This is a genomic window from Aminobacter sp. MDW-2 (assembly GCF_014250155.1).
Lineage (GTDB): Bacteria > Pseudomonadota > Alphaproteobacteria > Rhizobiales > Rhizobiaceae > Aminobacter > Aminobacter ciceronei.
Map to the genome: position 1 here is coordinate 5567039 of NZ_CP060197.1, position 18950 is coordinate 5585988.

The following is an 18950-nucleotide window of genomic DNA, read 5'->3' on the forward strand; positions in this document are numbered from 1 at the left end:
CGACTGGCGTTTCCACGCCCTCCCAAGCAGGAAGAGACAGCTCTGAAATTTTTCGGAGAGGCGTAGCCGGGCGCCAAGGCGGCGCGTCAGGGGATGACGCGAACGCAGATGAGCTGGCCCTTAGCCGCAACTCATCCGGAGCTGACGTTTACTGCGAACTCAGATGCGGCCCGCGGTTCTTCTCGCTGGCGTAGAGCGCCACCGCCATCGCGCGATTGCGGACGTCGAGCTTGTCGTAGAGATTCTTGAGGTGGTACTTGACCGTATTTTCCGAGATTCCGGTGCGCGCAGCGATCTGCAGGTTTGTCCAGCCGTCAGCCAGCACCGACAGAAGCTCGCGCTCGCGTGCGGTCAGCCGCGACAGCGGCGTGTCGTTGATCTTGGACACGTCCATGTAGGGAATGCAGATGCGGCCGTGGGCGACGGCGACGAGCGTGTCGAACAGGATCGCCGGATCGTCGAACTGATAGCAGAAGCCCTGCACGCCAAGGCGCACGCATTGCTTGAGGATCGAGATGTCGTGGTCGTTGGAGAAGATCACCACACGGGCATGAAGGCCGCGGCGCTGCATTTCGGCCAGCACTTCGCCGGAATCCATGTCCTGCAGCCGCCAGCCCAGCACCGCGATATCGAACTGTGGGGCAGCAGTTGAGGCCGCCTCGAGAAAAGCCCTGCCGGTCTGCACGCTCTCGGCCAGCTCGAAGCGGCTGTCGCGCGAAAGCATGTCGCCAAGGGCTGCGATGACGAGCGGATTGCGCTCGGCTATCAGAACCCTGAAGCTGTTTTCCTTCACCACCGGCACCACCTCTATCCCGATGCCATGGCGCTGACCCTTCCATTCGGCGTTCATGTTCCTCCCGCCTATGTTCGTGCACGCACCTCTTGCCGACGTCTCCTGCGCTGGGTCGCTCCTCTCCGGTCCTGCCCGGATCGACCCTGTGAACGCAATTCATATCATGAATGATTTTTTCATTCCAGTGGATGCGGCATTTTTACTGCCGAACTGGCCTCCACAAGCCGGCAAATGGCGCCAAGCCTGCTTACCCACCCGTTCGGGTAGGCCGCCGCTGTCCAGAGAGGCATCATCGTCTGCCCAATTTTCCAACCGGGGGTACCAGTTGTGAAGATTGGTCCAGTGCTGCGACAAAATAGCTTGACGGCGCCTCGAATTCGGACAAACTTCACTTTGAGGAAAAAAAGAAGCCTAAGCGGAAACTGCCGCCGCACCTTGAAAACCGGGAAAGCCGGGCTTGGGCGACGGGCATCCTAATCAATGGGGAATTTGACCAATGAGCGCTGTTACGGACATCAGTCCGGCGGATTCCGCCGGCCAGCTTCACAGGACAATCGACTGGCGAGGCGCCTTCTGGGTTGCCAGCGGCGTGCCGCCTCTTGTCCTGTTCTCGATCGGCGGCATTGCCGGTACCGCCGGCAACATCGCTTTTGCGATCTGGATCTGCTCCATGCTGATGGGCTTCATCCAGTCCTTCACCTATGCCGAGATCGCCGGCCTGTTCCCAAACAAGTCGGGTGGCGCCTCGGTCTATGGCGCCACCGCATGGTTGCGTTATTCCAAGTTCGTCGCGCCGCTGTCGGTGTGGTGCAACTGGTTCGCCTGGTCACCGGTGCTGTCGCTCGGCTGTTCGATCGCCGCCGCCTACATCCTCAACGCGCTGGCACCGATCCCCGGCTTCACCGAAGCCTCGCCGGAGGTGCTGCAGTACATGGCGGCAAATGTCGGCACCACTGCCGCTGACGCCGTTGCAGCGGTAACCGCCGCAGCGACGCCCGGCATCCGCACCTGGACGCTCTATAGCCACTCGCTCGGTCCGGTCGGCTTCTCGCTCAACGCAACCTTCTGGATCGGCGCCGTGCTGATGCTGGTGACCTTCGCGATCCAGCATCGCGGCATTCTCGGCACTGCTGCCGTGCAGAAGGTCGTCGGCCTGCTGGTCATCGTGCCGCTTTTGATCGTCGGCGTGGTACCGATCCTCACCGGCCAGATCAACTGGGACAACTACTCGCCCTTCGTGCCGCTGGCCGCAGCCTACGCACCTGAACCCGGCGCGTGGAACGTCGCTGGCTGGACGCTGGTGCTCGGCGGCATGTTCATCGCCGCATGGTCGACCTACGGCTTCGAAACCGCCGTCTGCTACACCCGCGAGTTCAAGAACCCGGCCACCGACACCTTCAAGGCCATCTTCTATTCCGGCCTGCTCTGCATGCTGCTGTTCATGATCGTGCCCTTCACCTTCCAGGGCGTGCTCGGGCTCAACGGCATGCTGTCGACGCCGATCGTCGACGGTTCCGGTGTTGCCGATGCACTTGCCGGCATGGTCGGCGGTGGCGGGCTGGTGAAGAACCTGCTCGTCATGCTGATGATCCTCGCCTTGCTGCTCGCCATCATGACGGCGATGGCCGGATCGTCGCGCACGCTCTACCAGGGCTCGGTCGACGGCTGGCTGCCGCGTTACCTCAGCCACGTCAACGAGCACGGCGCGCCGACCCGCGCCATGTGGACCGATCTCATCGCCAACCTGTTCGTCCTGGCCATCGCCTCGACGGATGCGACGAGCTTCTTCTTCATCCTCGCCGTCTCGAACTGCGGCTACATCATCTTCAACTTCCTCAACCTGAACTCCGGCTGGATCCATCGCATGGACAACGGCCACATCAAGCGGCCGTGGCGCGCGCCGACCTGGCTGATCACGGTCGGTGCCCTTTTTGCCTACGTCAACGCCATCTTCATGGGCGCCGGCGCCAAGGTGTGGAATCCGATGGCACTCTGGGCCGGCCTGTTCACCGCGGCCCTGATCATCCCGGTGTTCTGCTACCGCCACTATATCCAGGACGGCGGCAAGTTCCCCGAGCACATGCTCGAGGATCTGGGCATGCAGCAGAGCGACCTGCGCGTGAAGAAGGCGGGTATCCTGCCCTACCTGACGCTGCTCGCCGGTCTGGCCGTGGTGCTTCTCGCCAACTGGTTCTTCGTGCTCTGAAGCTTGACGCACATTCAACCTGCGAAGGCCGGCGCAAGCCGGCCTTTTGCATTTCGCGCCGCGGCGTTGCCGTCCTTTTCAGCGATTCGCATCGCCGCTCTATCTTCTTGTTTTTGCGCAATTCATTTCGACAACCGCCGCACGCTTGGCGCCGATTTGCCCCGGCGTCGCCCACTCCGGAAGCGCGCAAAACCACGCTGGGCCAATATTTCTTTCCATGAAAGATTTTTGCATTGTGGTTGACTTTCACCCCCGTCAGCTGCTATAGATTCAGACGGGAAAATTCAGCGCAAAAAGCTGTCCGGATGGTGTAATCCGGGGCTGGAACCGATGGCTCATGCCATAGGATCGTACGCGCGCGCCTGGGAGGAATTGCACAGCATGACGACGGTAATCGATGGCAAGGCAGTTGCCGCCGATGTGGTGACAAAGGTCCGGATCGCAGCCGAAAAGCTGATCGCCGAGACCGGTGTCGTCCCCGGTATCGCAGTGGTCATCGTTGGCCACGACCCGGCAAGCCAGGTCTATGTCGCCTCCAAGGGCAAGAAGGCCAAGGAATGCGGCTTCCACTCGGTCGAGCACGCGCTGCCGTCCGATACCTCGGAAGCCGATCTGGTCGCACTGGTGCAGAAGCTCAACGCCGATCCCAAGATCCACGGCATCCTCGTGCAGCTGCCCCTGCCCGACCATATCGACGCCGGCAAGATCATCCAGACGATCTCGGCCGACAAGGATGTCGACGGCTTCCATTTCACCAATGTCGGCAAGCTCGGCACCGGTGAGCTCGACACCGCCTTTGTGCCCTGCACGCCGGCAGGCTCGATGCTTTTGATCGAGCGTGCGCTCGGCCGTGACCTGTCGGGCCTCAATGCGGTCGTCGTCGGCCGCTCCAACATCGTCGGCAAGCCGATGGCCAATCTTTTGCTCAATGCCAACGCCACCGTCACCGTCGCCCATAGCCGCACCAAGGACCTGCCGGCGTTGTGCCGCAGCGCCGACATCCTCGTCGCGGCCGTCGGGCGTCCTGAAATGATCAAGGGCGACTGGGTGAAGCCGGGCGCCACCGTCATCGACGTCGGCATCAACCGCCTGGAGGGCGGTCTCAATGGCAAGTCGAAGCTCGTCGGCGACGTCGACTACGGCAGCGCCGCCGAGCAGGCCGGCGCCATCACGCCGGTGCCGGGCGGCGTCGGGCCGATGACCATTGCACTTCTGATGGCCAATACGGTCGTCTCGGCCTTCCGTTCGGCGGGCCAGTCAGCACCACGTTTTTAATCTGGGAGCCCGAGGCTCCGCGGAAATCGAACCAAACTCAAGGGAAGAGAGTCATGGCCGAATTCAAGACCGACATCGAGATCGCGCGTGCGGCGAAGAAGAAGCAGATCCAGGAGGTCGGTGCCAAGATCGGCATTCCGACCGAGCATCTGCTGCCTTATGGCCACGACAAGGCGAAGATCTCGGCCGAGTTCATCGCCAATGCGCGCAAGAACAAGGACGGCAAGCTGATCCTGGTCACCGCGATCAACCCGACGCCGGCCGGCGAAGGCAAGACCACGACGACGGTCGGCCTCGGCGACGGTTTGAACCGCATCGGCAAGAAGGCCATCGTCTGCATCCGTGAAGCCTCGCTCGGGCCGAACTTCGGCGTCAAGGGTGGTGCTGCCGGCGGCGGTTATGCCCAGGTCGTGCCGATGGAGGATATGAACCTCCACTTCACCGGCGACTTCCACGCCATCACCACCGCCCACAACCTTTTGTCGGCGCTGATCGACAACCACATCTACTGGGGCAACGAGCTCGGCATCGACACCCGCCGCGTCGTCTGGCGCCGGGTGATGGACATGAACGACCGGGCGCTGCGCCAGATCAACTGCTCGCTCGGCGGCGTCGCCAACGGCTTTCCGCGTGAAGCCGGCTTCGACATCACCGTCGCTTCCGAAGTCATGGCGATCCTGTGCCTGGCAACCGATCTGAAAGATCTCGAGAAGCGCCTCGGCGACATCATCGTTGCCTATCGCCGCGACAAGACGGCCGTCTATGCCCGCGACCTCAAGGCCGATGGCGCCATGGCGGTGCTGCTGAAGGACGCGGTCCAGCCCAATTTGGTGCAGACGCTGGAAAACAACCCGGCCTTCGTCCATGGCGGCCCGTTCGCCAACATCGCCCATGGCTGCAACTCGGTGGTCGCCACCACCACCGCATTGAAGCTCGCCGACTATGTCGTCACCGAAGCCGGTTTCGGCGCTGATCTCGGTGCCGAGAAGTTCTTCGACATCAAGTGCCGCAAGGCGGGCCTCAAGCCGGCAGCCGCCGTCATCGTCGCCACCGTGCGCGCGATGAAGATGAATGGCGGCGTCAAGAAGGAAGAGCTCGGCAAGGAGAATGTCGAGGCGGTGAAGAAGGGCTGCGCCAACCTTGGCCGCCACATCGAGAACGTCAAGCAGTTCGGCGTGCCTGTGGTGGTGGCGATGAACCACTTCGTCTCCGACACCGACGCCGAAATCGCAGCGATGAAGGAGTATGTCGCCTCGATGGGTGCGGAAGCGATCCTGTGCAAGCACTGGGCCAAGGGGTCGGCCGGCATCGAGGAGCTCGCCCACAAGGTGGTGCAGCTGGCCGAAAGCGGCGCCTCGCAGTTCTCGCCGCTCTATCCCGACGACATGAAGCTGTTCGACAAGATCGACACCATCGTCAAGCGCATCTACCGCGGCTCCGAAGCCATCGCCGACAAGTCGGTGCGCGACCAGCTGCATGCCTGGGAACAGGCCGGCTACGGCCACCTGCCGGTGTGCATGGCCAAGACGCAGTATTCGTTCTCGACCGACCCGAACCTCAGGGGTGCCCCTGTCGACCATGTCGTGCCGGTGCGCGAAGTGCGCCTGGCAGCCGGTGCCGGCTTCATCGTCGCCATCTGCGGTGAGATCATGACCATGCCCGGCCTGCCCAAGGCACCGTCATCCGAGAAGATCTTCCTCAACGAACAGGGCCAGATCGAAGGACTGTTCTGAGGCGAAACCTCTCTCCCAAGGCGCTCCAATCCACCCCTCCTGTCCCCCAGGCCCGGAGCGCCCTTTCAAGGCCTGGCACCTCATGTGCCAGGCTTTTTTTTGCCCGCAACCAAGCTTGCTGAGCAGTACAGGCCTGGAAGAAACGACAGGCAAAATGTTGCCTATCAGTAAAAATTCTTGCACTTGGATATTGCCCTAGAGGCAAATTTGGGTTCAAATGCCCTCAACAAATGACCGCCTCAAGGCAAGGCCAAGGGCGGGGAACAATATGGAGGAGTACCTGAAATGACAGCTTCATGGCGTTTTTCGATGTTGGCCGACCGCCACCGCGCACTGGGTTCCAAACTGGAAGACTGGAGCGGTATGGGCACGGCCTGGAGCTATGACAAGGACGCCGACGAGGAGTATGTGGCGATCCGCACCAAGGCCGGCCTGATGGATGTTTCCGGCCTCAAGAAGGTGCACATCACCGGCGCCCACGCAGGGCATGTCATTGACCTGTGCACCACCCGCAATGTCGAGAAGATCTACCCCGGCAAGTCGGTCTATGCCTGCATGCTCAACGACGCCGGCAAGTTCACCGACGACTGCGTCATCTACCGCATGGGTCCGAACTCCTGGATGGTCGTGCACGGTTCGGGCTCGGGCCATGAGGAACTGACCCGCGCATCGATCGGCCGCGACGTCTCGGTCCGCTTCGACGACAATCTGCACGACCTGTCGCTGCAGGGCCCACTCGCCGTCGACTACCTTGCCAAGCACGTTCCCGGCATCCGGGACCTCAACTACTTCCACCACATGCAGACCCAACTGTTCGGCTTCCCGGTGATGATCTCGCGCACCGGCTACACCGGCGAGCGCGGCTACGAGATTTTCTGCCGCGGCCAGGACGCGGGCCAGATCTGGGACACCATCGTTGCCGAAGGCAAGCCGATGGGCATCATCCCGACGCGCTTCACCACGCTCGACATGCTGCGCGTCGAGAGCTACCTTCTGTTCTACCCGTATGACAATTCGCAGAAGTACCCGTTCGCGAACGAGGGCCCTGGCGACACGTTGTGGGAACTTGGTCTCGACTTCACCGTCAGCCCCGGCAAGACCGGCTTCCGCGGTGCCGAAGAGCACTATCGCCTCAAGGGCAAGGAACGCTTCAAGATCTTCGGCGTACTGCTCGACAGCGACAAGCCAGCTGACGAAGGCGCCGAGATTTATCGCGACGGCAAGAAGGTCGGTGTCGTGACCTGCGCGATGTATTCACCGCTGGTCAAGAAGTCGATGGGCATCGCTCGCCTCGACGTCGACTGCGCCATCGTCGGAACGCCGCTGGAAATCCGCAACGCCAGCGGTACGGTCAAGGCAACGGCGCAGTCGCTGCCGTTCGACGACCCGAAGAAGCTGAAGCGGACGGCAAAGGGCTGAGACCTTGGACAGTGCACCGGTGAAGACGATCCTCAGTCGCCCGGTCTACGGAACATTGTCACCGCAGGCCGGCAAGAGCCACCTTCTGATTGCGGACGCCGAAGGGGCGTCCGCGATCCTGGACCTGGCGAAGAAGGCTCCAGAGGACTTCTTCGCCAATGCACATATCATGTTCATACCGGGCCGGACCGGAGACAGCTTTCAGGCATCGCTGAAGGCGTTGAAGCCGGCCCAGTATTATGAAGGCCCGACGGTCGCGGCGGCATTGCCGCGGCTCAATTGGACACTTGCCAACGCCCATATGGGCCTGCGCATGTATCTCGCCGGGACCGAAGGCCTTATCGGCCAGATGATGCAGGCGGCAATCGAAGCCGGCATCGACCCTGCCTCGATCCAGACTGAGCACCGCGGCTCATGGGCGCGGCGCGTACAGTGCGTTCATTGCAAGGGCATCACCGAGAACGTCACCACCCAGCCGGTCACCTGCTCGCATTGCGGCCTGCTGCTTCTGGTGCGCGACCACTATTCCAAGCGCCATGCCGCCTTCCAGGGCGTCTGCATCAATGCCGAGGATCCGACCGAGATCCCTCAGACAGAGGAGATTTTCCGGTGAGCGCGGGAACAAACAAGCTGAACGTCACCGTGACCGAGGTGGTCGCGGTCAATGAACTGGTCAAGCGCTTCCACTTCGAGCGCACCGACGGCGGCAACCTGCCGACCTTTTCCGGCGGCGCCCACGTCGTCGTCGAAATGCGCGACGGCGACATCACCAGGCTCAATCCCTATTCGCTGATGAGCTCGCCGCTCGCCACGCGCGACTACACCATCTCGGTGCGTCGCGACGACGTCGGCCGCGGCGGCTCGTTGTTCATGCACAACCGCGTCAAGCGCGGCAGCGAAATGGTCATCAGCTACCCGGTGAACCTGTTTTCGCTGGACCTGCGCGCCAGGAAGCACCTGATGATCGCCGGCGGCATCGGCATCACGCCGTTTCTCGCCCAGACCGCCCAGCTCGCTTCGTCGGGCGGCAATTTCGAGCTGCACTACACTTGCCGTTCGGAGGCGCTGGGCAGCTACACCGAGGTGCTGCGCGAACGCTACGGCAGCAGGGTCAACCTGTACTACGACGAGCACAACGAGCGCATCCCGCTCGACCGCCTGCTCGCCACCCAGCCGCTCGGCACGCATATCTATGTCTGCGGCCCCGCTGGCATGATCAAATGGGTGCGCGACACCGCCGCTGCCCATGGCTGGCCGGATGACTCGGTGCATTACGAGCACTTCGCCGCACCGCAGCCGGGCACGCCCTTCGACGTCAAGCTGGCAGTCAGCGGCCTGGAGATCCGGGTCGGCGAACAGCAGAGCCTGCTCGAGGCGATCGAGGCGGCAGGCGTCGACCCGCCCTATCTCTGTCGCGGCGGCGTCTGCGGCCAGTGCGAGACCAACGTCATCTCCTATGACGGCACGTTCAAGCACAACGACCACTGGCTGAGCGATGAGGAGCACTGCTCGGGCAAGAAGATCATGCCATGCGTTTCGCGCTTCGAGGGCCGCTCGCTGGTCCTGGAACGGTAGAACATCCCGGAGCGCCCAGCGCTTTGGAAGAGGGAGGAATTGATGGGAATAAACTTCAGGAAAGAAACGTTCCGCGACGATTTTACCTTCAGGAACAGTCCGGAACAGATCAAGCGGTTTCCCTTCCCCTATCACGAAGACGCCTACATGTACTCGGTCAACATCGAGCCGCATGTGCCGGGCCCCAAGGGCAGCGTGTTCGAGCACCTGATCGACGTCGACGAACACTATGTCTCGGAGATGCAGGACCGCGCCATGGTGCTGGCGGAAGATCCGTTGCGCTGCCAGTCGCTGCCGCACATGACGCTGGCCGGCTGGGACCTGCTCGAACTTCTGATGACCGAGAAGGCCGCGAGCTATCCCGAGCACTTCACGCTGACCCGCGACGGCGACCGCTGGCGCTGGATCAACCGGCCACTCGGCATCGACGACACCTTCACCTTTGGCGACATCTCCACCCTGCCCTATGGGCCGATGGAGTACATCACCCGCCAGAGCCAGGGCGACTTCGCCATCCTCGACCAGCGTGACAACAATCTCTGGATGGACGCCGGCATGGTCACCACCCAGGCCGACTGGTCGCTCGATTTCGACATCGGCATGAACTTCTTCGAATGGCATGCACCGGTGCCGCTGGCGCATGAGATGGGCGTCTTCACCCGCGCCCTGAAATTCCTGACCAACATCCAGCAGGGCAAGCCCGCACGCCGCCTGAACTGGACCATGACGATCAATCCGCGCCTCGACACCAGCCCGGAGAACTTCCACAAATGGGGCAGTGACCGCCTGACGGTGACGCCTGAGAATGTCGGCCAGAAGGTCCATCTCCGCGTCGAACTGCAGAGCTTCTGGCGCCTGCCGCGTTCCAACGCGCTGGTCTTCCCGATCCGCTGCTACCTGCTCAAGATGGACGAGCTGGTAACGGTGCCGAAATGGGCCCGCCGCTTCCACCGCGTGCTGCGCGACCTGCCGGTCGAGCTCGCCGAATACAAGGGCCTGACCCGTTATCGCCAGACCACCGTCGACTGGCTGTCGAAATATGACGACGGCGCTCCGACCTCATCCGGCTTCAGCCCGGACTAACATATCGATCCGGCCTGGCCTCACCGAGGCCCGGCCACCGACCACGAAAAAGGAGGCGATGTCATCGCCTCCTTTTTTCGTTCGACACCACTGCCGCCGAGGCTAGTCGCCGCTCGCCCCCTGCGGGTAGGAGATGATGGAGAGATAGCGGATCGGCAATTGGGTCAGCTCTTCCGGACCGTGCGGGGCATCGGCGTCGAAGAACAGGCTGTCGCCCGGCGTCATGCGGTAGAGGTTGCTGCCGTGGCGATAAACGACCTCGCCCTCCAGCATGTAGAGGAACTCCATGCCCTCATGCTGGAACATCGGAAACACGTCCGAATCCCCGGCAAGCGTGATCAGATAAGGTTCGACCACGACACCGGCGGTGTTGGAGCCGATATGGCCGAGCAGGTTGTACTGGTGCCCGGCGCGGGTGCCGCGACGCTCGACGTCGACGCCCTCGCCGGACTTGACGAAGACGGCGCTGCGCTCCTCCTCGAAGCGGCGGAAGAAGGCGGTCAGCGGCACGCCCAGCGCCCGCGACAGCGCCTGCAGCGTGGTCAGCGACGGCGAGGTGATGCCGTTTTCGATCTTGGACAGCATGCCGAGCGAGATGTTGGTCATCGCCGCAAGGTCGGCCACGGTGATGCCGAGCTTCTTGCGGAAGGAGCGGACTTCGTGGCCGAGCGCCACCTCCAGCACCTTCTCGGGCGTGTCACGGATGGCATGAGGATCCTGGTGAAGCGGCGATGGCTGCGCCTTCGCCGCGATCGCGGCGGCAGCCTTCTTGCCGTCGGCAGTCATCACGGCTGACAAACGGTCTTCTTTCACGCCGCTATCCCTCGTTGCAAAAACTCACAAATTCACCAGTTCACCCATGGTAAAATTTCTTTACACAAGTTTCAAGGGCCGACGATCAAACTGCAGGCAATATGCATAACGAAAAGGCAGCTTGCCGCGGAAAATCATTCCGCCACAAAGCCTTGCCATCACCTCCAGGCACGCGCCATCGGACTGCGGCGGCCCACTGATTTGACTAGTGCCCTCCCCCATTCGATTGATTTACAGCGCTCCCGGAGAGCGCGAAACTCCCAGCCCCGTGCAATTGCACGATGCATCAGCGGAGGAACTGCCATGAGGTCTGCCGGTTTCGCCAGTGGCGCCATCGTCGCCCTGGCTCTGATATGGGCTGCGGCCCCGACTATCAACGACGCCCGCGCCGCCGAACCCAGCAAAGCCGAACTCGACGCCGCGCGCCAGGCACTGGAAAAATACAAGGATCCCTACGTCGCCGTGCGCGACCTCTATCTGTCGACGGTCGGCTGCGTCCACTACACCGGGGAAAAGATCGAAGGGCGGATGGAGTATCCCAAAGGCGCGATGGGCGTACACTTCGTCAATCTGACGGTGAAGGGCCCGCCCGACCCCACCAAGCCGAACGTGCTGGTCTACGAACCGGGTGCCGACGGCAAGCTCACCCTCGTCGCGGTCGAGTGGCTGGTTCCAATGGACGCGGTCAAGGAACGGCCGACCGTGCTCGGCCAGCCGTTCCAGGGACCGATGGAAGGGCACGAACCCCTGATCCCCAAGGAATTCGCCCATTACGACCTGCACGCCTGGCTGTTCAAGGACAATCCGAACGGGATGTTCAGCCCGACCAACCCCGACGTGTCGTGCGACGGCCATCCGTTCAGCCTGCTGGAGGAGCCGACCAAGATGGTGCATCCGCAATAAGCGGAAGCGCCTTCAAGGATCGTCCATCCAGGCTGTTCATGCGGCCGGTATCCTCAGTTCGGACCGGCCGACAAGCGCGCCGTGGTGGCCGATGACGGCGGCCGCCACATTGGCCGCGAAGGCTGCTGCCTTCAGGTGGTCGCCGGTCTGCAGATAGTTGGCGAGGAAAGCACCGTTAAAGCTGTCGCCGGCACCAGTCGTGTCGACAACTTGTTTCGTCCGGCTGGCCGGCACGAAGCTTCGCTCGCCGTCGAAATCCAGCGCGATGCCAGCGGCACCGTCCTTGACCACGAGTTTGTTCACGCCAAGCCCAACGTAGCGCGCGATCGTCGCATCGACCGTGGCGTCGCCGAAATGCGTCGCCTCGTCTTCGAAGCTCGGCATCACCATGCTGGAGACCGCGGCCCCATCGGATATTGCGCGCCGCATCCTGTCGGCGTCGTCCCACAGGCGTGGGCGGATGTTGGGATCGAAGGCGACGAGCTTGCCGGCGATCTTGGCGTGGCCAATTTCGGCAAGCAGCGTTGCGAGCGCTTCGGGCGCCAGGATCGCCAACGTGATGCCGGAGAAGAAGATCGTCTCCGAGGCGCCGATGGCCGCACGCAATGCCGAAGCGTCATCGGCGAGCAGCCGCGCAGCAGAGGTCGAGCGCCAGTAGGAGAAGCTGCGCTCGCCATCCTTGAGATGGATCATGTAGAGGCCGGGCGTACGCTCCGGCAGGCGACGGATGAAGCCGGTACCGACGCCGGTGCCCTCGATGAAGGTGAGCATTTCATCGGAGATCGTGTCCGTGCCGACGGCGGAGAAATAGTCGACCGGCCATGCCTCGGGCAGCAAGCTCCTGAGGTAATAGGCGGTGTTGAAGGTGTCGCCGGCAAAGCCCTTGCGCATCAGGCCGTCGCCGGCCTGGCGAAGTTCGACCATGCATTCGCCGATCAGGAGTGCGCGTCCGGCCATCAAGGGTGTCCAGAAATGTTGTGTATGTTGCCGTTCAGCGCCGCCCGCCGGCGCGGGCTGCACCCGGCGCGTGCTCGTCGGCGACGTGGCCGAGGCGGCTCGACAGGTCGGCGGCGGCATCGAGCAGCGTCTTGAGATAGCTGGCGTGGTTCTTGAGCCCATCCTCGCGCGGCGCCACGAGGCAGAGCGTTGCGATACAGATGTTGTCGGCCTGGTAAACCGGAACGGCGAAGCAGTGGGTGAAGTTCTCGACGGCGCTGTTGAAGGTGTAGTAGCCGACCCGCGACGCCTCGCGCACTTCTGCGATGAACTGCGCCGGATCGAGCCACTGGCCGTTGGGCAGCTGGAAATCCTCCTTCGGGATGAAGTCGAGGATTTCCTGGTCGCTCATATGGGCGACCAGCAGCCGGCCCGACGCCGTCCAGGCGATGGAGACGGGATCGCCGACATTGGACGAAATGCGGAACGGGCGCAGGCCTTCCTTCATCTGGGCGACGGTGTATTTGTTGCCTTCGAGCAGGCACATCTGCGCCGTCTCGCGCGTCTCCTCGGCGATGTGCGTCAACAGCTTGTCGCATTCGCGCATCAGGTCGAACTGCTCGGCATAGGCCATGCCGAGGAAGTAGAGCTTGCGGCCGAGGAAGACCCGGCCGTCCTCGCCGCGATATTCGAGCACGCCCTGGCGCATCAGCAGATTGACCAGCTCATAGACGGACGAACGCGGCGCGCCGATGCCAGATGCGATCTCGTTGGGGCGAAGCGGCGTGCGCTTGAGACGCAAGAAGTTCATGATCTCGAAGGCGCGGTCGAGACCGCGCGCCCGCCTGTTGGTCATGTCGTCGGATACGTCGTCCATGTGTCGCCTCTTCCGGCAGATCGCCGGCAAAACTTCATGCCATTACGGCGCCTTGTAGGCGACGCAGTCGATTTCGACTTTGCAATCGACCATCATACTCGACTGTACGCAAGCACGCGCCGGCGGATGGTCACCGAAATACTCGGCATAGACGCCGTTGAACGACCAGAAGTCGCGGGGGTCGTCGAGCCATACGCCGACACGCACGATGTGCTCCAGCCCATAACCGGCTTCTTCCAGGATGGCGATGACGTTTTCCATCGTCTTGCGCGTCTCGGCGATGATGCCGCCGCCGACGATCTCACCATTCTCCATGGCGACCTGGCCGGAAACGTAGAGCCAGCCATTGGCCTCGACGGCGCGCGCGAAGGGCAGTGCCTGCTTGCCCGCCCCGGTCTGGCCGGTGCCATAGCGCTTGATCGTCATGTCTATTCTCCGAATGCTAGTTGAAGGTTGAGGTCTTGAGGAACTCGGCCAGCCGCTCGGTCTGCGGCTTCAAGAACATCTCGCGCGGGTTACCTTCCTCGCCGATGCGGCCCTGGTTCATGAAGATCACGCGCGACGACACCTCATAGGCAAAGCGCATCTCGTGGGTGACGAGCAGCATGCTCATGCCGTCGCGGGCGAGATCCTTGATGACCTGCAGCACCTCGTTGACCAGCTCGGGGTCGAGCGCCGAGGTGACCTCGTCGAACAGCATCAGCTTGGGGTTCATGGCAATGGCGCGTGCGATCGCGACGCGCTGCTGCTGGCCGCCGGAGAGCTGGCCGGGAAAACGGTCGCGGCGCTCGGCGAGGCCGACACGGTCGAGCCACTTTTCGGCGACGCTGCGCGCCTCGTCGCGGGACATCTTCTTGACCTTGACCAGGCCGAGCATGACGTTTTCGGCCGCAGACATATGCGGGAACAGGTTGAACTGCTGGAAGGCCATTCCGGTCATCGCACGCTGGCGGGCGATTTCCTTTTCCTTCTTGCGACGGCGCGTGCCGCCTGCGGTCTCGTAGCCGATTTCTTCGCCGTCGATGCGGATCGAGCCGCCCTGGAATTCCTCCAGCATGTTGATGCAGCGGAGCATCGTCGTCTTGCCCGAGCCGGACGAGCCGATGATGGAGATGACGTCGCCCTGGGCCATGGTGCAGTCGACGCCCTTGAGGACTTCGACATCGCCGTAGCGCTTGTGCAGGTCGCGGATTTCGAGAAGGTTGCCGGTCATTGTTGCGGCCTCACGAGGGGATCGAGGTTTTGCGTTCAACGTAGCGGCCGAAACGCTCGATGCCGTAGTTGACGACGAAATAGAGGAAGCCCGCGAAGAAATAGAACTCGAGGCTCATGAAGGTGCGCGAGATCAGCTCCTGGGTCCTGAGCAGAAGCTCGGCCACGCCGATGATCGACAGAAGCGTCGAGGCCTTGACCATCTCGGCGGCCGTATTGACCCAGGCGGGCAACACCTGGCGCAGCGCCTGCGGACCGAGCACATAGGCAAATGTCTGGGGGAAAGTCAGGCCGATCGCCTTGGCAGCCTCTGTCTGGCCCTTGGGGATCGACTGCAGCGCGCCACGCACGATCTCGCCGACATGCGACGAGCAGAACACGGCAAGCGCCAGCACGCCGGCCTGGAACGGGCCGAGGTCGATGCCGACAGTGCCGAGCACGTAGTAGCTCGCGAGCACCAGCACCAGAACCGGCGTGCCGCGGATGAAGTCGGTGTAGCCGCGCACGAGCCAGCGCAACGGCTTGTTGCCATAGGTCAGCGCCAGGCCGACGCCGATGCCCAATATGGTGCCGACAAGGATCGCCAGAACCGAGATCGAGACGGTGACGCCGATGCCCTTGAGGATCGGGATGCGGGCGAGCCAGAGAGTTTCGAAGAATGTCACTGTTTCCATGGCACTCACCGGGGAATGGACATGCGCCGCTCGAGCCTGCGCAGCAGGGCTGCGAGCACCGAGCAGGTGGCGACATAGAGGCAGCTGGCGACGATCCAGGTCTCGATGACACGGAAGGTTTCGACATTGATCTTGCGCGCCTCGAAGGTCAGCTCCGGCACCGCGATGGCGGCGGCCAGCGAGGTGTCCTTGAACAGCGAGATCAGCGTGCTCGACAGCGACGGCAGCACGTTGCGCAGCATCAGCGGCATGACGATCGAGTTGCGGATCTGCGCCTGGGTCAGGCCGATGGCGAGACCGGCCTCCTTGAGCCCGTTGGGCACGGCGAGCAGGCCACCGCGGAACACTTCGGCGAGATAGGCGCCGGAATAGAGCGCCAACGTGGCGACGAAGCTCTCGATCTTGCCGAGCCGGATGCCGAGCTGCGGCAGCGCGAAGAAGGTGAACAGCACCAGCACCAGGATCGGCGTGTTGCGGATGATGGTGACATATATGCGCGCGGGGTGGCGCAACGCGCCTTGCTTCGACAACAGGCCGAAGGCGGTGATCAGCCCGAGCACGCAGCCGATGGCGATCGCCACGAAGGCGAGCGCCAGGCTGAGCCCGAGACCCCAGAGCAGCTGGTCGAAACTGCGCCAGACCGCCGAGAAATTGAGTGTGTAACCCATGGTGCCGTCAGGTTCCGGTCAGAAGAGATGGCGCGGCCGCATGTGCCAGGGGCCGCGCCACTGTTGGCGAGCTTACTTGTACTCGACCGGGAAGCCGATCTGCGGCGGAGCGAGCTCCTTGCCGAACCAGGTCTTGTAGGAGTTGGCGTAGAAGTCGAACTCGACGCCGGTCATCGCCTCATGCAGCGCGGTGTTGACGAAGTTCAGCCAGTCCTGGTCGCCGCGCTTGACGCCGCAGGCATAGGTCTGCGGATTCCAGCCATAGCCGGCATCCTTGTAGCGGTCCGGGTTCTGCTTCATGTACCAGGCCAGCGAAGACTGGTCGGTGGCAACTGCATCGGCGCGGCCCGATTCCAGTGCCTGGTAGATCAGGTCGACCGACTCATACTGGTCGACCTTGGCCTCCGGCAGCGCGGCATGCACCATCGCCTCGGCATAGACGTTCTGCAGCACCGAGATGGTGACGCCCGAGCCGGCGCCCTTGAGCGCGGCATAGTCGGCATATTTGCTGTCGCCCTTCAGCATCAGGCCGACGCCCTCGCGGTAGTAGGGAATGGTGAAGGCGATCTGCTGGGCGCGCTCGCCCGTTACCGTCATGAACTGGCAGGTCAGGTCGACCTTGTCGGTGGTGATGTTGGGGATGCGGGCATCCGACGACTGGTTGACGTATTCGATCTTGTCCGGGTCGCCGAACAGCGCCTTGGCGACGATGCGACCCATGTCGACGTCGAAGCCCTGCAGCTTGTCGTCGGCACTCTTGAAGTGCCAGGGCGCATTGGTGCTGCCGGTGCCCAGGACCAGGTGGCCACGCGCCAGAACCTCATCAAGCTTGCTCTGCTTTTCCTGCGCGCCGGCAGGCATTGCCGCCATCAGCGCGAGCGCGGCGACGGCCGCGGAAAGTGCGATCTTCATCTCGCCGTTCCTCCCAAAGAGTTCTCTAATCCAATGTCCGCTATTTCGGACATATGTCCTTAATATCGGATTGACGTATAAAGCGCCGCGCGGCATTGTTTGTCAAGCGCGGCACAGGCAAGGTCCGCGCGCGCCCATTCGATTTGGAAGGCAAAAGCCATGTTCGACAGGATCCAGACCCCCGCCGTGTTGGTGGACATCGATGTGGCGAAGCGGAACATCGAACGCTTCCAGACCTACGCCGACAGCCATGGCCTCAAGGTTCGTCCGCATATCAAGACACACAAGCTGCCTGCCATCGCCGAAATGCAGCTCGACGCGGGCGCCGTCGGCATCACCTGCCAGAAGGTGTCGGAAGCAGAAGCCATGGTCGCCGGCAGCGGCCGGTTGAACGACGTGCTGATCACCTACAACATCCTCGGCGACGACAAGCTGCACGCGCTCGTGGCGCTCGCCGGCAAGGTCAAGCTTGCTGTTGTCGCCGACAATATGACCGTGATCGACGGGCTTTCAGCCGCCTTTGCGGCGGCCGGCGCTACGCTCAATGTCTTCGTCGAGTGCAACACAGGTGCCGACCGCTGCGGCGTCGGCACAACTGAGGAGGCAGCCGCGTTGGCCGTCCGCATCCATGCGGCTCCCGGCCTGCGGTTCGCCGGGCTGATGACCTATCCACCGGTGGGCGGTGCTGCCAAGGTGCAGGCCTTCATGACCGAGGCCAAGGCACTGATCGAAGCCAGGGGCATTGCCGTTCCCGCCATAAGCTCGGGGGGCACGCCCGACATGATGAAGGCGCATCTGGCGCCGATCGCCACGGAATTCCGCCCCGGCACCTATGTCTACAACGACCGTTCGCTCGTCGCCCGCGACGTCGCCAGTTGGGACGACTGCGCACTCACCGTGCTCGCCACCGTCGTCTCGGTGCCCGCCTCCAACCGCGCCATCATCGACGCCGGCTCGAAGACGCTGACCTCGGACCTGCTCGGCCTCGTGGGCCACGGCCATGTGCTCGGGCGCCCCGACATCTCGATCGACCAACTTTCCGAGGAGCACGGCCGCCTGCGTTGCCAGAGCGATATCAATCTCACCGTCGGCCAGCGCATCCGCATCGTGCCCAACCACGCCTGCGTCGTCACCAACATGGTCGACGGCGTCTATGTCTACGGCAAGGACAAGGCACCGGAGCTATGGCCGGTACCGGCACGCGGCAAGATCGTCTGAGCCGCGCCATCCAATAGTGAAAGGCCTCCCCGACACCGGTCAGGGAGGCCTTTGTCGTTTCTGTCGAGATGTCTAGCGGACGACCAGCACCGGCACCTTGCTGTTGGTCAAAACGTCGACGGTCTGGCTGCCGAGGATAAGCCGCCCCAGGCCGCGGCGGCCATGCGAGGCCATGACGATCAGGTCGCAGCCCTTTTCCTGGGCGAGCTGATTGATCGCCTCCGCCGCCCACATCTCTTCGACATGCACCGTATCGGCATTGACGCCAAGCTTGTCGGCCTGGGCCTTGGCGGCGGTCAGCACCTTGGCGCCATATTCCTCGCCCGATTTCTGGTAGGAGACGATGTCTTCGGCCGTCGCGACCGGACCATACATGCCGGCAGAGGCGAAGATCGGCGCCGGCTCGGTCACGTTCATGACCGTCACCTTGGCACCGATGCCCTTGGCCAGGCCCAAGCCATGGTCGAGCCCCTTCTGCGCCAGCTCCGATCCGTCAGTGGCAATGAGGACGTGGGTGTACATGGATTTCTCTCCTTGGCTCGCCGAACCCGTTGGGTTGCGACGCTAACTTTTACGCCCAGCCTTTCCGACCGTCGCCCATGGGTCAAGGCGAAGGCCTTGAAATCGGCTGGCACAGCCGCACAAATCCCTTG

Annotated in this window: 19 protein-coding genes; 9 read left to right on the forward strand and 10 right to left on the reverse strand. The window is 62.8% G+C overall.

Going from position 1 to position 18950, the window contains the following annotated elements; translation table 11 throughout:
• Nucleotides 1–148: 148 nt before the first annotated feature.
• The gene (locus H5P29_RS27445) at nt 149–850 is read right to left on the reverse strand and encodes a response regulator transcription factor (RefSeq protein ID WP_154387582.1); all 702 of its coding nucleotides are present in this window, start codon (nt 848–850) and stop codon (nt 149–151) included.
• Between the two features lie 439 nt (nt 851–1289).
• On the opposite strand from H5P29_RS27445, the gene H5P29_RS27450 reads away from it, so the two are divergent.
• From H5P29_RS27450 to H5P29_RS27480, 7 genes are all read left to right on the forward strand, one after another.
• Complete coding sequence (locus H5P29_RS27450; protein WP_154387581.1) at nt 1290–2999, forward strand: APC family permease; 1710 nt, start codon at nt 1290–1292, stop codon at nt 2997–2999.
• 381 nt (nt 3000–3380) lie between these two features.
• The gene (locus H5P29_RS27455) at nt 3381–4274 is read left to right on the forward strand and encodes a bifunctional methylenetetrahydrofolate dehydrogenase/methenyltetrahydrofolate cyclohydrolase (protein WP_067965343.1); all 894 of its coding nucleotides are present in this window, start codon (nt 3381–3383) and stop codon (nt 4272–4274) included.
• Nucleotides 4275–4327: 53 nt separating this feature from the next.
• A complete protein-coding gene (locus H5P29_RS27460) occupies nt 4328–6007 on the forward strand; it encodes a formate--tetrahydrofolate ligase (RefSeq protein WP_067965347.1) in 1680 nt (559 codons plus the stop codon).
• 285 nt (nt 6008–6292) lie between these two features.
• Nucleotides 6293–7426, forward strand: coding sequence for an aminomethyltransferase family protein (locus tag H5P29_RS27465; protein ID WP_067965348.1), 1134 nt, complete (start codon nt 6293–6295; stop codon nt 7424–7426).
• A gap of 19 nt (nt 7427–7445) precedes the next feature.
• Nucleotides 7446–8039, forward strand: coding sequence for a dimethylamine monooxygenase subunit DmmA family protein (locus tag H5P29_RS27470; RefSeq protein WP_246787007.1), 594 nt, complete (start codon nt 7446–7448; stop codon nt 8037–8039).
• Nucleotides 8036–9001, forward strand: coding sequence for a PDR/VanB family oxidoreductase (locus H5P29_RS27475; protein ID WP_067965350.1), 966 nt, complete (start codon nt 8036–8038; stop codon nt 8999–9001). Before H5P29_RS27470 ends, H5P29_RS27475 begins: the two co-directional genes overlap by 4 nt.
• A 42-nt stretch (nt 9002–9043) precedes the next feature.
• Nucleotides 9044–10084 carry a DUF3445 domain-containing protein gene (locus tag H5P29_RS27480; protein WP_067965351.1) on the forward strand — a complete coding sequence of 347 codons (1041 nt, stop codon included), beginning with the start codon at nt 9044–9046 and terminating at the stop codon, nt 10082–10084.
• A gap of 102 nt (nt 10085–10186) precedes the next feature.
• On the opposite strand, the gene H5P29_RS27485 is transcribed toward H5P29_RS27480, so the two are convergent.
• Nucleotides 10187–10870, reverse strand: a complete 684-nt coding sequence (locus tag H5P29_RS27485) for an XRE family transcriptional regulator (protein ID WP_067967077.1) — start codon at nt 10868–10870, stop codon at nt 10187–10189.
• 330 nt (nt 10871–11200) lie between these two features.
• On the opposite strand from H5P29_RS27485, the gene H5P29_RS27490 reads away from it, so the two are divergent.
• On the forward strand, nt 11201–11800 hold the full coding sequence (locus H5P29_RS27490) for a hypothetical protein (protein WP_154387142.1): 600 nt from the start codon (nt 11201–11203) through the stop codon (nt 11798–11800).
• 36 nt (nt 11801–11836) lie between these two features.
• Here the strand turns inward: H5P29_RS27490 and H5P29_RS27495 are convergent, their stop codons facing one another.
• From H5P29_RS27495 to H5P29_RS27525, 7 genes are all read right to left on the reverse strand, one after another.
• A complete protein-coding gene (locus H5P29_RS27495) occupies nt 11837–12757 on the reverse strand; it encodes a sugar kinase (protein ID WP_154387143.1) in 921 nt (306 codons plus the stop codon).
• Between the two features lie 34 nt (nt 12758–12791).
• The gene (locus H5P29_RS27500; protein WP_067965355.1) at nt 12792–13613 is read right to left on the reverse strand and encodes an IclR family transcriptional regulator; all 822 of its coding nucleotides are present in this window, start codon (nt 13611–13613) and stop codon (nt 12792–12794) included.
• Between the two features lie 42 nt (nt 13614–13655).
• Nucleotides 13656–14039: a RidA family protein gene (locus H5P29_RS27505; protein ID WP_067965357.1), complete on the reverse strand. Its 384-nt coding sequence runs from the start codon at nt 14037–14039 to the stop codon at nt 13656–13658.
• Nucleotides 14040–14055: 16 nt separating this feature from the next.
• Nucleotides 14056–14826, reverse strand: coding sequence for an amino acid ABC transporter ATP-binding protein (locus tag H5P29_RS27510; protein WP_067965359.1), 771 nt, complete (start codon nt 14824–14826; stop codon nt 14056–14058).
• Nucleotides 14827–14836: 10 nt separating this feature from the next.
• Nucleotides 14837–15499, reverse strand: coding sequence for an amino acid ABC transporter permease (locus H5P29_RS27515; RefSeq protein ID WP_067965361.1), 663 nt, complete (start codon nt 15497–15499; stop codon nt 14837–14839).
• 5 nt (nt 15500–15504) lie between these two features.
• Entirely contained in the window at nt 15505–16167 is a 663-nt protein-coding gene (locus H5P29_RS27520) for an amino acid ABC transporter permease (protein ID WP_067965363.1), read from the reverse strand.
• Nucleotides 16168–16239: 72 nt separating this feature from the next.
• Nucleotides 16240–17079 carry a transporter substrate-binding domain-containing protein gene (locus H5P29_RS27525; protein WP_067965365.1) on the reverse strand — a complete coding sequence of 280 codons (840 nt, stop codon included), beginning with the start codon at nt 17077–17079 and terminating at the stop codon, nt 16240–16242.
• Nucleotides 17080–17238: 159 nt separating this feature from the next.
• On the opposite strand from H5P29_RS27525, the gene H5P29_RS27530 reads away from it, so the two are divergent.
• The gene (locus H5P29_RS27530) at nt 17239–18297 is read left to right on the forward strand and encodes a D-TA family PLP-dependent enzyme (RefSeq protein ID WP_067965366.1); all 1059 of its coding nucleotides are present in this window, start codon (nt 17239–17241) and stop codon (nt 18295–18297) included.
• Between the two features lie 72 nt (nt 18298–18369).
• On the opposite strand, the gene H5P29_RS27535 is transcribed toward H5P29_RS27530, so the two are convergent.
• Nucleotides 18370–18819, reverse strand: a complete 450-nt coding sequence (locus tag H5P29_RS27535; RefSeq protein ID WP_067965367.1) for a universal stress protein — start codon at nt 18817–18819, stop codon at nt 18370–18372.
• Nucleotides 18820–18950: the final 131 nt, after the last annotated feature.

Coding starts and splice junctions, on each gene's coding strand:
- H5P29_RS27445 (WP_154387582.1), bottom strand. CDS start 850: ATGAACGCCGAATGGAAGGGTCAGCGCCATGGCATCGGGATAGAGGTG.
- H5P29_RS27450 (WP_154387581.1), top strand. CDS start 1,290: ATGAGCGCTGTTACGGACATCAGTCCGGCGGATTCCGCCGGCCAGCTT.
- H5P29_RS27455 (WP_067965343.1), top strand. CDS start 3,381: ATGACGACGGTAATCGATGGCAAGGCAGTTGCCGCCGATGTGGTGACA.
- H5P29_RS27460 (WP_067965347.1), top strand. CDS start 4,328: ATGGCCGAATTCAAGACCGACATCGAGATCGCGCGTGCGGCGAAGAAG.
- H5P29_RS27465 (WP_067965348.1), top strand. CDS start 6,293: ATGACAGCTTCATGGCGTTTTTCGATGTTGGCCGACCGCCACCGCGCA.
- H5P29_RS27480 (WP_067965351.1), top strand. CDS start 9,044: ATGGGAATAAACTTCAGGAAAGAAACGTTCCGCGACGATTTTACCTTC.
- H5P29_RS27485 (WP_067967077.1), bottom strand. CDS start 10,870: ATGACTGCCGACGGCAAGAAGGCTGCCGCCGCGATCGCGGCGAAGGCG.
- H5P29_RS27490 (WP_154387142.1), top strand. CDS start 11,201: ATGAGGTCTGCCGGTTTCGCCAGTGGCGCCATCGTCGCCCTGGCTCTG.
- H5P29_RS27495 (WP_154387143.1), bottom strand. CDS start 12,757: ATGGCCGGACGCGCACTCCTGATCGGCGAATGCATGGTCGAACTTCGC.
- H5P29_RS27500 (WP_067965355.1), bottom strand. CDS start 13,613: ATGGACGACGTATCCGACGACATGACCAACAGGCGGGCGCGCGGTCTC.
- H5P29_RS27505 (WP_067965357.1), bottom strand. CDS start 14,039: ATGACGATCAAGCGCTATGGCACCGGCCAGACCGGGGCGGGCAAGCAG.
- H5P29_RS27510 (WP_067965359.1), bottom strand. CDS start 14,826: ATGACCGGCAACCTTCTCGAAATCCGCGACCTGCACAAGCGCTACGGC.
- H5P29_RS27515 (WP_067965361.1), bottom strand. CDS start 15,499: ATGGAAACAGTGACATTCTTCGAAACTCTCTGGCTCGCCCGCATCCCG.
- H5P29_RS27520 (WP_067965363.1), bottom strand. CDS start 16,167: ATGGGTTACACACTCAATTTCTCGGCGGTCTGGCGCAGTTTCGACCAG.
- H5P29_RS27525 (WP_067965365.1), bottom strand. CDS start 17,079: ATGAAGATCGCACTTTCCGCGGCCGTCGCCGCGCTCGCGCTGATGGCG.
- H5P29_RS27530 (WP_067965366.1), top strand. CDS start 17,239: ATGTTCGACAGGATCCAGACCCCCGCCGTGTTGGTGGACATCGATGTG.
- H5P29_RS27535 (WP_067965367.1), bottom strand. CDS start 18,819: ATGTACACCCACGTCCTCATTGCCACTGACGGATCGGAGCTGGCGCAG.